This window comes from Agrobacterium sp. MS2 (assembly GCF_003261015.1).
Taxonomy (GTDB): domain Bacteria; phylum Pseudomonadota; class Alphaproteobacteria; order Rhizobiales; family Rhizobiaceae; genus Agrobacterium; species Agrobacterium pusense.
In genome coordinates, this window is record NZ_QLNF01000041.1 from 1 (window position 1) to 16026 (window position 16026).

At 58.1% G+C, this 16026-nt stretch carries 17 protein-coding genes; 12 read left to right on the plus strand and 5 right to left on the minus strand.

Going from position 1 to position 16026, the window contains the following annotated elements; translation table 11 throughout:
- The 3 genes from DOU54_RS14850 to DOU54_RS14860 form a co-directional block, all read right to left on the minus strand.
- A partial coding sequence (locus DOU54_RS14850; protein WP_146617371.1) for a DUF2274 domain-containing protein occupies positions 1-113 on the minus strand: 113 nt, incomplete at its 3' end.
- 189 nt (positions 114-302) lie between these two features.
- The gene (locus tag DOU54_RS14855) at positions 303-1340 is read right to left on the minus strand and encodes a zinc-dependent alcohol dehydrogenase family protein (protein WP_113731489.1); all 1038 of its coding nucleotides are present in this window, start codon (positions 1338-1340) and stop codon (positions 303-305) included.
- A 258-nt stretch (positions 1341-1598) separates the two neighbouring features.
- Entirely contained in the window at positions 1599-2954 is a 1356-nt protein-coding gene (locus tag DOU54_RS14860; protein ID WP_012112698.1) for an IS1380-like element ISPme1 family transposase, read from the minus strand.
- Positions 2955-3057: 103 nt separating this feature from the next.
- On the opposite strand from DOU54_RS14860, the gene DOU54_RS14865 reads away from it, so the two are divergent.
- On the plus strand, positions 3058-3375 hold the full coding sequence (locus DOU54_RS14865; RefSeq protein ID WP_113731490.1) for a DUF736 domain-containing protein: 318 nt from the start codon (positions 3058-3060) through the stop codon (positions 3373-3375).
- A gap of 132 nt (positions 3376-3507) precedes the next feature.
- Positions 3508-3945 carry a thermonuclease family protein gene (locus DOU54_RS14870; protein WP_113731491.1) on the plus strand — a complete coding sequence of 146 codons (438 nt, stop codon included), beginning with the start codon at positions 3508-3510 and terminating at the stop codon, positions 3943-3945.
- A 323-nt stretch (positions 3946-4268) separates the two neighbouring features.
- On the opposite strand, the gene DOU54_RS14875 is transcribed toward DOU54_RS14870, so the two are convergent.
- Complete coding sequence (locus DOU54_RS14875; protein ID WP_193603353.1) at positions 4269-6173, minus strand: ParB/RepB/Spo0J family partition protein; 1905 nt, start codon at positions 6171-6173, stop codon at positions 4269-4271.
- Between the two features lie 391 nt (positions 6174-6564).
- Between DOU54_RS14875 and ligD the strand changes: the two genes are divergently transcribed.
- Entirely contained in the window at positions 6565-7545 is a 981-nt protein-coding gene (gene ligD / locus DOU54_RS14880; RefSeq protein WP_113731493.1) for a non-homologous end-joining DNA ligase, read from the plus strand.
- 161 nt (positions 7546-7706) lie between these two features.
- On the plus strand, positions 7707-8336 hold the full coding sequence (locus DOU54_RS14885) for a LysE family translocator (RefSeq protein WP_113334177.1): 630 nt from the start codon (positions 7707-7709) through the stop codon (positions 8334-8336).
- Between the two features lie 261 nt (positions 8337-8597).
- On the opposite strand, the gene DOU54_RS28465 is transcribed toward DOU54_RS14885, so the two are convergent.
- A complete protein-coding gene (locus tag DOU54_RS28465) occupies positions 8598-8867 on the minus strand; it encodes a type II toxin-antitoxin system VapB family antitoxin (RefSeq protein WP_193603355.1) in 270 nt (89 codons plus the stop codon).
- A gap of 101 nt (positions 8868-8968) precedes the next feature.
- On the opposite strand from DOU54_RS28465, the gene DOU54_RS14895 reads away from it, so the two are divergent.
- The 8 genes from DOU54_RS14895 to DOU54_RS14930 all read left to right on the plus strand — a co-directional run.
- Entirely contained in the window at positions 8969-9628 is a 660-nt protein-coding gene (locus DOU54_RS14895) for a helix-turn-helix domain-containing protein (RefSeq protein ID WP_113731494.1), read from the plus strand.
- A gap of 20 nt (positions 9629-9648) precedes the next feature.
- Positions 9649-11238 (plus strand): ABC transporter substrate-binding protein, encoded by a 1590-nt coding sequence (locus DOU54_RS14900; protein ID WP_113731495.1) that lies wholly within the window; start codon positions 9649-9651, stop codon positions 11236-11238.
- A 58-nt stretch (positions 11239-11296) separates the two neighbouring features.
- Complete coding sequence (locus tag DOU54_RS14905; protein ID WP_113731496.1) at positions 11297-12322, plus strand: ABC transporter permease; 1026 nt, start codon at positions 11297-11299, stop codon at positions 12320-12322.
- Positions 12319-13152: an ABC transporter permease gene (locus DOU54_RS14910; protein ID WP_113731497.1), complete on the plus strand. Its 834-nt coding sequence runs from the start codon at positions 12319-12321 to the stop codon at positions 13150-13152. Before DOU54_RS14905 ends, DOU54_RS14910 begins: the two co-directional genes overlap by 4 nt.
- Positions 13149-14039 (plus strand): ABC transporter ATP-binding protein, encoded by an 891-nt coding sequence (locus DOU54_RS14915; RefSeq protein ID WP_113731498.1) that lies wholly within the window; start codon positions 13149-13151, stop codon positions 14037-14039. Before DOU54_RS14910 ends, DOU54_RS14915 begins: the two co-directional genes overlap by 4 nt.
- Positions 14036-14851 (plus strand): ATP-binding cassette domain-containing protein, encoded by an 816-nt coding sequence (locus tag DOU54_RS14920; RefSeq protein WP_113731499.1) that lies wholly within the window; start codon positions 14036-14038, stop codon positions 14849-14851. The genes DOU54_RS14915 and DOU54_RS14920 overlap by 4 nt, the downstream gene beginning before the upstream one ends.
- On the plus strand, positions 14838-15344 hold the full coding sequence (locus tag DOU54_RS14925; protein WP_113731500.1) for a GAF domain-containing protein: 507 nt from the start codon (positions 14838-14840) through the stop codon (positions 15342-15344). Before DOU54_RS14920 ends, DOU54_RS14925 begins: the two co-directional genes overlap by 14 nt.
- On the plus strand, positions 15341-16026 hold a 686-nt coding region (locus DOU54_RS14930), incomplete at its 3' end, for a hydantoinase/oxoprolinase N-terminal domain-containing protein (RefSeq protein ID WP_146617372.1). The genes DOU54_RS14925 and DOU54_RS14930, both read left to right, overlap by 4 nt.

Sequence of the window (16026 nt, forward strand, 5' to 3'; positions counted from 1 at the left end):
CGAGCCAGCACTTCGGCATAGGCGGCAAGATCGCGGTGCAGCGGCCCCGGCAGTTCCACCGTCACCTTCACGGGCTTGTCTTCGATGAGGGGGCCGAGTTTCAGCTTCGTCATGGTCAGTTCCTGTAAGGTTCGAGTACGAGTCGGCATTGCCCTGCTCACCCTGCTCGGCATCTTTGCAGCGGGGATCGCAACCCGGAAATAGAGAGGCGATCGGCGCAACCCGAATGTCCCTGATGCAAGAACACCCCGCCGGATCGTCCAGACGGGGTGTTCATCCACAAATTTGAAGAAAATAGCGCCTCAGGCCTGGAGGATTACCTTCATCGCCTTTTCGCGTGCGGCATTCGCAAAGACGTCATAGGCGTTCAGGATCTCATCCAGCGGGAAGCGATGGGTCACCAGCTTGCCTGGATTGACCTTACCGGATCCCAAGGTCTTCAGCAGCATCGGCGTGGTGTTGGTGCAAACCAGCCCCATGGAGATGTTGATGTTCTTGATCCACAGTTCTTCGATGTGAAGCTGGACGGGTTTGCCGTGAACGCCGACATTGGCGATGTTGCCGCCTGCCGAAACGATCTTCTGGCAGATATCGAAGGTCGCCGGAATGCCGACCGCCTCGATAGCGACATCAACGCCTGCTCCGCCGGTGATCTCCAAAACGCGCGTAACAGCGTCTTCCGTTCCGACCTGGACCAGATCAGTGGCGCCGAACTGTTTCGCCAACTCCAGCCGCGCCGGATCCATGTCGATCATGATGATGCGGCCGGGCGAGTAGAACTGCGAGGTCAGCAGCACCGACATGCCCACCGGGCCGGCGCCGATAATGGCGATGGCGTCGCCCGGCTTCACCCGGCCGGCCTGGACGCCGATCTCAAGCCCGGTCGGCATGATGTCCGAAAGCATCACAAGCGCCTCTTCGTCAGCGCCCTCCGGGATCGGATAAAGCGAATTGTCGCCATAGGGGATGCGGACATATTCCGCCTGGGTGCCGTCGATCTTATGGCCGAGGATCCAGCCCCCGTCCGAGCAATGCGCGTAAAGCTGGCGCTTGCAATTCGGGCAGGTCCCGCAGGAGGTGACGCACGAAATCAGAACCGCGTCGCCCTTCTTGAGGTTGCGCACGGCTCCGCCGACTTCCTCCACCACGCCGACGCCTTCATGGCCCAGCGTCCGGCCTTCGGTCACCGCGGGCACATCCCCCTTCAGGATATGAAGATCGGTGCCGCAAATCGTGGTCTTGGTCACCCGCACGATCACGTCGGTGGGTTTTTCAATGACAGGTTTTGCCTTTTCGACCCAGTCTTTCTTGCCGGGTCCCTGATAGACGAGCGCTTTCATTCTCGTTTCCTCCTTGGCGCTGATTGTCCGATGTCTTCCGACATTCCCCAAGTGGCCTGCCGCTTGACTTCAAGATCGCCTGATTTTGCTCGCTGGGCAAGCGTTTTTCGCCCCGAGCGGTGTCTGTCGTCGCGCAAACGGCCGAAGTCGGGTGGATCAAGCCTCGAACCCGCAGCATTCTGGCCCGGCAGAGCCGCTTTTCCGCGCGGCAGACGGACCTGTCCTGCCGCTTTCGTTCAGCTTGGGCATGGATCGTGGTCATGCGCATGACGGAGGCGTTCGAAGACGGCGGATGGCGGCAAGGACGGCCCGCACCATCGGGCCGGTGACGGCGACCTCGGCCAACTGGAAGGTAATGGCGCGGGCGTGGCGGACGACGCGGGCGCCGATCTTGATCAGCTTGAGTTGCAGGCTGGTCAACGACCAGTCCGCCATGGCCTCGGGCAGTTCGATGCAGCGCAGGAAGGTTGCCAGGTTGTAGGCCAGCGCGTGCAGTTGCAGCCGCACCTCGTTGTGCCGGAACTTCCGGCATGACAGCCGCGTCCAGCGAAAGGCATATTTGCCTTCCTTGATGTGCTGCTCTGCGGTGCCGCGCTGGTTGTAGAACCTCACCACCCAGTCTGGCTCCATCGGCAGGTTGGTGACGATGAAGCCGACTTTGGGGAACAGCTCGCCCGGATGCCATTCGATCTTGGCGATGACGCGGCGCGGCTTGTCCCAGGACGCCGCCTGATACTCGAAGTCCTCGAAGAACCGTTTGACCTTGGTCAGCGAAGGCCGTCCCACGGGCCGTGTCAGCCGATGCGCGATCTTCTCGCGCAAGACGGCGTTGGCGGGCAGACGGATGGCGTAGAAGAACCTGGCTTCTTCCAGCCGCATATAGATCGCGGGGATCGCGTAGGCAGCGTCGGCCCGGAAGAAGCGTCCACCAAGGTCGCGGCCAGCATATCGGGCAATGACGGGATCAAGGACATCCCGCCAGCCATCGGCGCTGTGGACATTGCCGTTACGCAGGGCGCAGCGCTCCAGCATGCCAAACTGGTTGAACAAGAAGATGGGGTGATAGCAGGTGCAGTCGAAATGCCCGTTCCAGGCAGCACCTTCCTGATCGCCGTGGGTGGGGCTGACCGAGCTGTCCATGTCCAGCACGATGTATTTCAACCCGTTGCGGTCATGGAACCGGTCGATCCATTGGCCGTTCAGATCGGCCAGCGCCGCCCGGTTCGCGGCCAGAGCCAGCGTCTCGGTCTCGAACCGTCCCATCTGCGATGCCGAAGCAGCTTGCGCCTCGACGGCCCTGCCGCCAACGACCTGACGCATCACGGGATCGAGGGCCAAGCGGTCGGCATCGTTCACATCCTCGTATCCGGCCAGTCGTCCGAACACCGATTGCCGGAACAATCCGTCAAGCCGATGGAGCGTGTTCTTCCCGGTGCGGCTGTCTCGCAGCGCCTCCGACGCCAGATTGGACAGGCCGAGCACGTCATCAAGCTCGCGCATCACCAGCAGGCCACCGTCTGAACTGATCTGCGCACCACGGAACTCCAGACGCACACGGCGGTCGAAATCAACCCGATCTCCCCGCGCCAAGCCCGCACCCTCCAGGTGATCCATGAAACGCGCCCCTCGCAGCCGTCAACGCCATGATTTATATGCGAAATATCACGATTACGACAGCGAAATCAGCGACTTACTTGGAGAATGTGGGGTAATACCGATGACTGACCTCGTGAATTACATCAAGATCGACGGCGACAAGGTCGCAGGTAACATCGCCACGATCACCTTTGATATCGACGTGACCGGCGAGACGGTCCACAGCGAAAACCCGGCGGCTCCGGTCTACCGTCTTTACGGCAAGTCTCCGCGCAATCGCCGGATCGAAGTTGGCGGCATCTGGAAGAAGAAGAACCAGCGAGGCGGCGAATACTACACTCTTTCGGTCAACACCGGTTTCGCGAAGCTGAATGCGAACCTCGGCCGCTATCCGGGACAGGACGACGACACCCTGATGGCGGTCATTCCTTGGGACTGACGCGGAAGCGGGCGGCGCTCAGCGCCGCCCGCCTTTGGCTGCTTATCGCAGCCGCGTCGATCTTCCCCCTTGCATGCGCGGCATAAAGTTGATTCTGCTTTATAAAGCGAAAATGCAAAGAGGAAGCTCGGAATGAGATTGCCGCGACTGCTGTTGATTATACCCCTCCTGTTCGCCCTCCCCTCGGGCGAAATGTCGGCGCAAGCCGCCGATACGAACTGGCCGATTTGCGGTCGCGGCAAGCGTATCACCTGCATAGTGGACGGCGATACTTTCTGGATGGATCGGGTCAAATACCGTCTTCAGGGCGTGAACGCTCCTGAAGCTGGCGATGGCGCGCGCTGCGCCAAAGAGCGGAACATGGCAGACGCTGCCACAGTGCGGCTCCAGGAGCTTATGCAAAGACCGGGGCTGACGTTTCAGCGCCGGGGCAATGACCGCTATGGGCGCGTGCTTGTGACTGTCCGGACCGCCGACGGCGAAGACGTCGCGGCGCTGATGGTCAAGAGCGGACACGGGCGAACCTATTACGGCGGATATCACGATCCTATGGAGTGGTGCCGTTATTGAATGCACCAGTGCTCGGCTTGTGCAAGTGGTGGGTCCTCGCCATGCTCGCGGGCCTTGCCCGCTGCGCGTGGCTCCGGTCCCGGCCCGAAGGCCGCCCTTGCACAAGCCTGCGCGCCGGCGCGGTGCTGAAAGCATCGGGACGAGGGGCATCGCCCCTCGCCCGCTGGCGAGGAAGTTCGATCCGCCTCCGGCGCGGATCGAACAAGGGGCATGAGAAAACTGGCGGAACGCCAAGCGCCCGGGCAGGTTCGATACCTGGCCGGGCGCTAATGGGTTTTTGGGGGAGCTGGCCGCGCCGGAGAGGAGCGCGACCAGCTAACGGCTTATTCAGCCGCTTCGGGGAACTGTTGCTCGGCTTCGACCTCGGTCATGGGAATGCGAACCGGTTCGGGAAGCCAGCCGGTGTTTGCAACCATCCGCTCGGCAATGGCAACGGCCTCGGCCTTCTTGCCTGCTGCTCGGATAGCCGTCGCGGCTTCTTCCCCTTTCACCTCGGCAACCACAGCCTCGATGCTCTTTTTGTTGAGGTGGGAAAGATAGGCATCGCCGGTCGGTTCAAACCAGTTGCGCATATCGACATTGAGGGCGCGGCCTATTTCGTTGGCATGAGCAAGAGCCTTGTCGCGTCCATGAAATTTTGCTTCCACGGCATTGAGGCTATGAGAGGCGGCGAAGGCCAGCAAGACCAGCAACTGGTCGCGAGGCTGATCAAGGCACCATTCCCATAGATCGGCGGGATTGCCGGGGATATGATCGCCATAGCGTTCCTTCAACTCCTGAAACGCAATCCCGGCCTTGCTGTTTTCGGGCTGCTTCATGGACCCTTCCAAGGGCTGATAGGTCAGCTTGATTTCCAAGGCGGTGTGTTCACTCGCATAGCGGTAGACCGCGCTCAAAAGCAGGGCATGAACCACGGCTGCGAAGGCTATATCGGGATTGTCGGCCAGTTCCACGCGAAGGGCAGCGGTCTTCTGCGCTGTCAGGTCCTCGACCAATGCCGCCGAATGGGTCAGCTTGATCGGCGCCGCCTCGCTTTCTCTGCTACCCTCATTCTCGCCGCTGTGCTGGCCTTCCTCCTGCTCCTGCTGTTCATCCTCATCGTTGACAAGGCCACGATGCACGGTTGCCCGCCCGTAGTAGTCGAGGCAAACGATCGCCCCGGCGCGCGCCAAATCCTCCGCCTTATAGGCTTCCTGCCGGTCCTTGAGGCTGTCCATTTCCTTTTCGATGGCTTCAAGCTTCGGTTCGGCGTCCTCGTCGGCGTCTCCTGCCTCGATCAATTCGGCAAGGCTGTCATATTCCTCGGCAAGCTGATCAAGCCGCTCCTGATCTTCTGCGCTAATATCTACAGGCTCCGGATAGACGCGGCTCATGCTGTAAATGTCGTCCGGCTGTGCGGAATGAACTTCAACCCATTTCCAGCCCTCAGCCTTGACGCCTTCGGCTTCGGTTTCGAGCTTTTCGAGCACCAGCCTTTCGACTAGGCCGGAATCTGTGGCATAGCCGCCGCTCTCACCGTCGAACAGATCGCGGCGAACGGTCCCGCCAGCCGCTTCAATGGCATCCAAGCCGCCAATGAAACGGATACGCTTGTCGGAAGCCGGGATTTCCTCGGAAGCCAGCATGCGCTTGATGGTGTGGGCATAACGGTTGTAACTGGCGAGGCTATTCCAAACCTGCTCCTGCCGTTCGTGGTCATCCGTGATGGTGAAGGCTGCAAGCTCGTCATAGCTCATCTCACCATTGCGGAAGAGATCGAACAGGACCGGCGACACGCGAGCCAGCGCCATGCGGCGCTTCACGTTTAGCTCCGTGGTCCCGAAACGTACTGCAATTTCGGCAGGGCTTTTCCCCTCGTCGGCCAAGGTCTTGAAGGCCATGAATTCGTCGGCGGGATGCATCCCCTTTCTGACGAAATTCTCGGCAAGGCTGATTTCGGTCGCGTCTTCGCCATCCCACAGGCCGCAATCGACGCCATGGGTTTTTCCGATTTCGCCCTGCTCTGCAAGCAGATTGAGGCCAGCCAGACGCAAACCGCCAGCGGTGACGAAATAGCGGCCCTTCTTTTCGCCCGGACGAATGACAAGGTTATGGATCAGCCGGAAATTACGCGCCTTTATGGAAGCGGCCATTTCCGCGATTTCTGCCGCCTCGTAGGTCTGGCGCACGTTCCGGGGGTCGTGGTCGAGCTTGTTGAGCGGCACTGTGATGTTGTTGGTATCGGTCATGATGTTATCTCCTATTTCCCTTTTCCCGCGAAGCGGTCTTCCTGTCCCGTAAGGGGCAGGAGCCCCGCTCCTGCTCCCGAGCAGTCGGCGATCCGACCGGCGAGAGAGGGGGGCAATGGTGAAAACCGGAGGGGGATCACCCACCCGAAGGGACAGGTGGCGAGGATCCGCGCGGACACGCGCAAAATCCGCACACCTGGTCCTGCACAAGGGCGAGTTCGCCGGCATCGCCGGCGAGCTCGCCCGCGGAAGGATGGGGAGACCGGTTTTCGCCATTGCGGGGGAGAGACGGCCGCACGGTCTTTCCCCCTGAAGGGGATCAACACGCTTGCGAAGCAAGCTCCGCTATTATCGCGTTGAGACAAATCGCTTCTTCGAGCGTTAGGGCGGCATGGCGAAGCACTTGAGCGGTATGAGAACACGAACCAAGATCAGCGACCCGATGCCCCGGCGCATCGAGCCATGCCTTGCGCTGCTTGTGTCCAAACCACCAGCAGGGCCGGACTGGTCATTTGAAATCAAGTGGGATGGCTACCGCCTTGCGGTCCATGTCGAACCTGATGGCGTCCGGGTGCTGACCCGAGGAGGACACGACTGGACGCCAAGATTCACACACATTGCCGACGATGCGCAGCAACTCGGCCACGATACAATGATCCTCGACGGCGAGGCGGTCGTTCTGGATGAACAAGGCCGATCTGACTTCGGCTTGCTGCAGCAAGCTCTCGGCGGACGTGGCGGCAGGCGTTTTGCCCGTGAGGCCATATTCTTCGCCTTCGATCTTCTCTATCTCGACGGTCGCGATCTTACGCACGAGCCCCTTTCCAAGCGGCGGCAGACGCTCGAAAAGGTACTGAACGGCCGTGAAGGCATAATACGCTACTCTGAATCGATTGATGCGGATGGGAACCAGCTCCTCGAGCGCGCTTGCGAACTCGGCCTCGAGGGAATTATCGCAAAGCGTCTCGATCGTCTGTATCGTTCCGGCCGTCATGGCGAATGGCAAAAGATCAAATGCGTGCAGAGCGACACATTCGCGATCGTCGGCTACGAACCGTCGGAAGCGATGCGCGGCGGAGTCGCCCGTCTGCTGCTTGCGGCTCGCAAGAGTGGTGAACTGGTCTACGTCGGTGGCGTCGGAACCGGCTTCACACATAAGTCCGCGCGCGATCTGAAAACCATACTGGACAGGATTTCGGCCCGAAAGGCCCCTGTGGCTCTGAAGCGAAAGAATGCTATCTTTGCCGAACCACGCTATTTCGCGGAAATCGAATATCGCGGATGGACGCGCGAGCCAAGACTACGCCACGCCTCATTCAAAGGGTTACGAGAACCTGCTGATAATTCCGAAGTGTTCGAACTGAAAGACTAGCTAACACCGGAACCTTTCCTATAGCGCTCAGAAGATGAGTGCAGCGGAGGCACTTGGGGGGAGTGTCGCAGTAGGGGTGGTTTGCTGCCTGTCGGCTTTCGTGCAGGATAGGAGTTCAGCGGACACGGGCTGCCAACTTCAACATCATTCGGAACCGCCATATGATCGACTTGACTACACTAATTACCTACAACGCAATCGTACTTGGCTTCGTTTTCATTCCTGGCCCTGCAACACTTTTAACTGTCGCGCGGGCGACCAGCTCGGGCACAAAGGTCGGTATCGCGACCGGCGTCGGTATCGCGGCTGGTGACGTTGTTCACACGTTCATGGCCATCATCGGAATCTCTGCTGTGATCGCCGCATCGGCTACTCTGTTCAGCATCGTGAAATATGTAGGTGCAGCCTATCTTGTCTATCTCGGCATACAGGCGATCTTAGCGAAAACTCCCTCGGATCCGACCGCCGCCAGAGCACTTCCGATCACCGCGCAGAAAGCATTTAGGCAGGCCATTTTGGCGGAAGTGCTCAACCCGAAGACTGCGCTATTCTTCCTGGCGTTCCTGCCTCAATTCGTCCATCCAGAGAATGGTTCCGTTGCACTTCAACTGATGGTGCTAGGCATCGTCTTTGTGCTTCTGGGCTTGCTCAGCACGGTGATCTTCGCCGTGTCAGCCGCAAGTCTCGGCAACTTTCTCCGCCGCAACCCGATCGTGCTGAAATGGCAGGGTAAGGTGGTCGGTGGAATCTACTGCGCATTAGGTGTCCGATTGGCGTTGCAAGAACGCTGAACTTCGCGAAGTCGCCTGAGTTGCTCGCACAATGCGTAACAGCATGCGCGTAAATTTGGGCGATTTCCTGTCGAGTGACACGGAATTTGGCCCTTGAGGTTATTCAAAGTCATTGAAAACAAACGTGTCAAATTAAACTGGTTTCAGATATTTTGCCCTTTTTGCCACGATATTTTGCTCTTGAAATAATAAAGGCGTTCGCGATCCGGAAAAGGTTTTTGGCACCAGGATTTTTGGCACAGCGGTGCCTGTTGACGCAAACTATTCGTCACCCGTCAAATCGTGGTCAAGCTCGTGATAGGCTTCTGGAGGAACGGGCTTTCGATCTGGCGGAAAAGATCGGCCATGTTTGGCAAGGATCTTTTGTGCCGTCTCCCATGGCTTCTCCTGGTTCATCCGGTTACGGACGGTTTCACGAAGGGCGACGATTACAGCATCGGTGATGCTTGTGCGGTCAATGCGCGCAAGCTCGCGCGCGAGCCTATCGGCCCTCCGGATTGCGAATATGCAGTGCCATTTGAGTAGCTCCAAGGCGGCCGACCTCTATATTAAAATTGAAGTCATACTAAAAAAATGTTGACATGACTCGCTGAGTGGGTTGTATTTTGAATAAATACTAAAAAAGAGGGACAATGAGCGATCTCGCCAAAATTATCGAGGCTGATCAGCAGCCGCTAGGAAAGCGTTTGCGTAGCCGCCGAAAGGCGTTGAAGCTGACGCTTCAGGAAGTTGCAGATCAAGCAGAACTGTCAGTAGGATTCATATCTCAAATCGAGCGCGGCATTGCCGTGCCTTCCCTCGTTTCACTGGTTGCCGTTTGCCGGGTGCTTGACGTCGATGTGGGAACCTTTTTCCAGAAGTCTCAGCCTCAGGGGCCAATTACACGTCGAGATAATAGACCGCTTTATGGCCTCGGCTCATTGACGGGAAAAGATGTTACTTACGAGAGGTTATCGGCGGCCTTTCCCGGCAATATTCTGCGCTCGACATTGATCCACGAACCTCCGGGCTTTCGAAGTGAACCGACATCTCATGAGGGGGAAGAGATCTATTACATCGTTCGCGGTTCGTTGACGCTTGAGCTGGAAGGCGAAATTACGATCCTGAACGAGGGCGATACCGCACATTTCCCGTCCTCCCAGACACACGTTACCTGGAATCATACAGGCGACACGACGATCGTTTTTCACACATGCACAATGGACGTGTTCGGTGACGAAAATCAGGGGACCGGTTCGGAAAATGTCCTTGCTGTAACAAGAGCTGTCAACCGACGTGGTGCACCAAAATAACAACAAATAGGGGAACTAAAATGAGATCTGGCATCAAACTGTTATTGGCCGCATTTTTGGCCACTACATCTATCCAGAATCAAGCGACCGCAGACACCGTACTCAGGCTTGATGAGTCGCCCGTTGGCGAACTCGATCCCGCCAAAGCTTCAGATTACGCCGACTCCATTCTGATGTTCAACATCTATGATGCACTGGTAGTTCCCAAACAGGGAAAGCCTGGCTATGAGCCGTTTATTGCTGAATCATGGGAAAGCACTGACGGCAAGGTCTTTACGTTCAGATTGCGCGACGATGTAAAATTTCAGAGCGGAAATCCGCTTACCGCAGATGATGTCGTCTTTTCGCTTGATCGCATGCGCGCCCTTGGCCAAGGGCTGTCATACCTCTTCGACAAAGTGGAAAAGGCAGAGGCGATAGATGCTTCAACTGTCCGTTTCACCTTGAAAGAAATCTATGCCCCTTTCATTTCGGCACTCACGCGTCTGCCTATTGTCGACAAGAAACTCGTAATGGCCAATCTGGGGGATGGCAATGGTCCTATGAAGGACTGGGGCCAGGCATTTCTTTCGAACCATGCTGCTGGCAGTGGTGCTTACACCGTCATTTCGCACAATCCGCAAGAAGAGACGGTAATGGCCAAGAACCCGGCTTATTTTCTCGGAGTGCCCGCTACAGCGCCAGATAAGGTGCGTCTGCGCTATGGCCTGGAAGCAGCCACTGTGCGCACGTTGATTGCGCAGGGCGAGCACGAAATCTCCTCGCAATGGCTGCCTCCGGAAGTACTCAAGTCGCTCGCTGCCGATGGAGCCCAATTGCTCACAGAAAGGGGAACGTCCGGGTTTTATATCAAGCTGAATACGACGAAGCCTCCTTTCGACGACGTTAACTGCCGCCTCTCAGTCAGCTACGCCTTTGATTATGGTACGGGCGTTAAGATGGTGGCCATCACAGACAATGTTTCCCTGGGCAGTCCTGCTACCGGACCACTCCCGGTCGGCATGTTGGGAGCTCTTCCCAATGAACAACCCCTCAAGCAGGACCTCACCAAGGCGAAAGAATATCTCAGCGCGTGCAAATATAAGCCAGAGGATATGAATATCGATATATCCTGGACGGGTGAGGTTCCAATAGAGGAGCGGTTCGCACTCCTTCTGCAGGCCAATCTCTCGCAGATTGGCATAAAGGCGAAAGTCAGCAAGGTGCCTTGGGCTCTATTCTCCGATCAGGTATCAAAGGCCGAACGTACACCCGTTGTCTCGCAGGTCTTCGTGAACACGATGACGGGTGATCCGGATACTCTCCTATCTAACATGTATCATTCGAGCGCTGCGGGTACCTGGATGTCGCCAGAACATCTGAAAGATGAACAAGTCGACGCTCTGCTGGAGAAGGCTCGTACAACACTTGATGAAGCAGCGCGTGCCAAGATCTATGAAGATCTCAATAGGCGGCTGCTCGCAATCGCCCCCTCGATTTTCGCTCAGGATCAAATTTCAGTCTTCGCCGCTTCTGACAAAGTCTTGGTTCCGGCGCTGACTGATCCGTCCAAGGCCTTCGCGCTAGCCGGGTTCGGCATGAGTTTCCGCCTGATGGAAATGAAGCAGTAGTTACCGACGAAACCCGGGTCGTTCATTAGCGGCCCCGCCTTTCAACCGGAATTTGATTATGTCACCGTTCATCCGCCTCCTAGCGAAGCGGCTAGGTACCTCTTTGCTTGTTCTCATAGGGGTATCAGTGCTGATATTTGCTATCGCTCGGGTAATTCCCGGCGACCCGGCGCGCATCGCGCTCGGACCAAACGCGACGCCCGAAGCAATTGCCGCCCTGCGGGATAAATTGCATCTCGATGCTTCCTTCTTCGTCCAGTACGGCTATTTTCTTGCCGATCTTATGCACGGCAATCTTGGCATCTCGCTGTACACAAATCGCCCTGTTACGGCCGACATCGCCCAGTTTCTACCCGCAACGCTGGAGCTGGTCATGGTCGCAGGTTTGATGATGATCGGCATCGGCCTTCCACTCGGAGTTTTGTCAGCCCATTACCGCGGAAAATGGATAGATCACGCTATCCGGCTGGTGACTATTCTTGGTGTCTCCGCGCCCGCCTTCGTCTGGGCAGTCGTGCTGATGCTCGTCTTCTCCTACTTCATAAGGCTTTTTCCGATTGCGGGTCGGCTCTCAGACAGTATCGCTGTGCAGAACGTAACCGGCTTCATGCTGATCGATACGCTGCTTGCCGGCAATCTCGAAGCGTTTGCAGATGCCGTCTGGCACCTGGTCCTCCCTGCCTTCGCTCTGGCCCTTTCCGGTATCGGACAGGCCGCCCGCCTCGTGCGATCGAACATGGTCGAGACTTACGAACGGCCTTACATCGAGATGGCAGAGGCATATGGCTTCCCGGAAAAGCGCATCGCTCGACGCTATGCCTTCCGACCATCTCTGATCCCTTCTCTTACCATTATTGGTCTCGATTTTGCCGCCATGCTGGGCAGCGCCTTCCTTGTTGAAGCCGTGTATGCCTGGCCCGGCCTGTCGCGCTACGGCGTGGCCGTGATCCTGCGTAAGGACCTTAACGCCATCGTGGGAACCGTTCTGGTCATCTCGGCCATGTTCCTCATCGTCAACATCGTCGTGGACTTGCTGGTTTCTATCGTAAATCCACGCATCCGCCTTTCGCAGAGAGCGTCATGAAGAAGACCCTCGTCATCCTCGCCGCCAATCCTCTGTCGCTGATCGGGCTCGTGCTCGTCGGAATCGTAGTGTTCTCGGCGATTTTCGCCGATCTCATCACGCCCTTCCCTGAACATGTCGGCGCTGTGGTGGACTTCGCCAACTTCAACCAACCTCCACACTGGCCGAATATATTCGGCACAGATCTCGTTGGCCGCGACCTCTTCACCCGCGTCGTCTATGCCTACCGGATCTCGCTGATCCTCGGCATTGTCGTGCTCATCATCGCCGTTCCGGTCGGCGTCGCCATCGGTCTTGCTGCTGGCTATCTTGGCGGCTGGACTGAATATTTGCTGATGCGGCTTACGGACGTCTTCCTGTCAATACCGCCACTGGTGCTCGCCATGTCGATCATGGGCCTCCTCGAGCCAACCCTTACCAATGGTATGATCGCGGTGACCGTGATGTGGTGGCCCTGGTACACCCGCCTTGTCTACAATATCGCCCGTTCTGAGAAAGAAGAGGGCTATGTGCTGGCGGCGGAGGTGATCGGCGCCTCGAAACGGCATATCATGTTCCGCGAGATATTGCCGAACTGCGTTCCCTCAGTCATCACCAAGATGACGCTCGACTTCGGTTTCGTCATTCTCATTGCCTCCTCGCTGTCTTTTCTCGGTCTTGGCGTTCAGCCGCCGACACCCGACCTCGGCTCCATGGTTGCAGAAGGTGCGAAGTACCTTCCAGACAGCTGGTGGCTCACCGTGTTCCCTGGCCTTGCCATCCTGATCGCCGTCTTCGGATTCAACCTGATCGGCGACGCGTTGCGTGAATTCCTGGGAGTGGATCAATGACGGCCCCTACACTCAAGATCGATAACCTCCGGCTCGGCTTCAAGACGTGGTCCGGGATGATCGACGTGCTGCACGGCATCTCTCTGCATATCCGCAGAGGTGAGCGTGTCGCCCTTGTCGGCGAGTCCGGTTCCGGCAAATCTGTGACAGCGCGCATTGTGCTGGGCATGCTCCAGCACCTGCGCACAGCTCACATCTCCGGCACGGTTGAATTCGAAGGCATTGACCTCGAAACGCTAAAATCCGCTTCGCGCCATGCGCTGCGCGGTACCGCCATGTCGATGATTTTTCAGGACCCGACCTCGTCGCTGAATCCGGTCTACAAGATATCCACGCTGTTTCGGGAAGTCCTGCAACGCACAGAACCTAACATCAATTACGAGACGGCTCGCCGCAAGGCCCTTGCAGCACTTGCAGACGTTGCGATCCATGACCCGGAGCGTGTGCTCGAATCCTATGCCTTCCAGCTTTCCGGTGGCATGAACCAACGTGTCATGATTGCCATGGCGCTCGCCAACAATCCGGCGTTGCTGCTGGCTGACGAACCTGGCACGGCGCTCGACGTGACCGTGCAGGCGCAGACGCTCAAGCTGATGTCCCAGCTTGTCGAGAAACACCACACCTCCGTGCTCTTCATCTCGCACAATCTCGGCGTGGTGCGCGAATTCGCCGACCGGGTCTATGTCATCTACAAGGGCAACATTGTCGAGCAGGGCCCGACCGCCGCGCTCTTCGAGGATCCCCGCCACCCCTATACGCGTGCGCTCCTCTCGGCCGTGCCGCGCATCACCGGCGGCGGCATTCCAGACCTCGACGACGATCCTGCGCAATTCCTCGCCCCACTAGTTGCTCATGAAGGCTTCAGCGAAAAGGAACTCCTCAAATGAGCACGATTCTTTCCGTTTCCGACGTCTCCAAGAATTTCGAGGTCAATGGAGGCACGGTCAAAGCACTCGATAGCGTCTCTTTCAGTGTCACAAAGGGCGAATGCCTAGCCGTGGTCGGGGAATCCGGCTCGGGCAAATCAACCATCGCCAACATTATCCTCGGCATCTACGCCGCGACCACTGGCAACCTCACCTTCAAGGGTGAGGCGCTGCCGGCAAGACGTACGCAGGAACATCGCCGGGCTATCCAGCTCGTGCAACAGAATCCGCTCTCCTCGCTCAATCCGCGTCGTTCAATCGGGGCATCGCTGCGCCTCGCGCTTGATGTCCATAATATCGGCGCTAAGGCGGGCCGCGCCAAGCGCACTGGCGAACTGCTGGAGGAAGTCGGATTGCCGGCAGAGCTTCGCAACCGTGCCCCGTCGGCCCTTTCCGGCGGTCAGCGCCAACGCGTTGCTATAGCCCGCGCCCTTGCTTGCCAATCGGAGCTCATCGTGCTCGACGAGCCAACCTCCGCACTCGACGTTCTGGTGCAGGCGCGCGTGCTCAAACTTCTGAAGGCACTCAAGGAAAGCCGCGGGTTAACCTACGTCTTTATCACCCACGATCTCTCCGTCGTTCGTAACATCGCAGACCGCGTCGCCGTCTTCGAGAAAGGCCGGCTCGTTGAATTTGCCACGACCGACGTCATTTTCACCCGCCCCGTAAATCCCTACACGCGCCGGCTAATCGGCGCCGTTCCCGTCGTCAGCTCTGAGGAAGCAGCGCTTCGGGATCACATCATGGAGCAACTGCAGAATGGAAATACCTGACTTCACCGCCTTCGTACACGCTGTTGCCGACGCTGGCAGCCAGCCGGAGAAGGCCTACGCCGCACTTGAGCAACTGGTGAAAGGCATTGTTGGCGCCAAGCTTTTCACCATCATGACATCCGATACGTCCGACAAGCAGGCGGAACGCATCTATTCAAGCATGCCCGACGTCTACCCGGTTTCCGGGACCAAACCCTATAACGAAACCGAATGGTCGGAAATCACGCTGAACCGCAAAGACACCTTTGTCGCCAACACGATCGAAGACATCGCCAAAGTTTTTGACGACCACGAGTTGATCCTTTCACTGGGCTGCGAGTCAGTCATCAACGTACCAGTCATCATCGACGGTGAAGTCGTTGGTACGCTGAACTGCCTCCATGATCGTGACTACTACACCGAGGACCGCATCCGAGCCGCCGACGCGCTGAAACTGCCCGGCGCCGTTTGCATGCTTCTGCACGACCGGCAGAAGAGGGAGAAAAACCAATGAGCCAGAAGACCATTCGGGTCGCGACCGATGTCGGCGGAACATTCACCGATCTCGTCTGCTTCGAGACGGACCACGCGACAGGCCAGTTCCGCATCACGACGGCTAAGTCCGACACCACGCCGCCGAATTTCGAAGAGGGCGTGCTGAACGTGCTCGACAAGGGCGGCATCGATCCGAAGACCGTCGATTTCCTCGCCCACGGCACCACCGTCGTCATCAACGCGCTGACCGAGAGGAAGGGCGTCAAGGTCGGCCTCATCACCACGGAAGGTTTCCGCGATTCGCTGGAGATCGCCCGCGGCAACCGGCCGGACTTCTTCAACCTGCACTATGAGAAGCCGGAGCCCTTCGTTCCGCGGTACCTGCGCCGCGAGCTTCCGGGCCGCTTCGACTATCACGGCACGGAGATGACGCCGCTCGATCTCTCGGGCCTGCCGGCGATCCTCGACGACTTCCGCGCCGACGGCGTCGAGGCCATCGCCGTCTGCTTCCTGCATTCCTACGCCAACCCGAGCCACGAGCAGGCGACAATCGCCGAGATCGGGCGCCTGTGGCCGCAGATCGCCACCGTCGCCTCGCACCAGATCACCCGCGAATGGCGCGAATACGAACGCACCAACACGACCGTCATGTCCGCCTATGTGCAGCCGACCGCCGAGCGCTATCTCACCCGCCTCAAGGA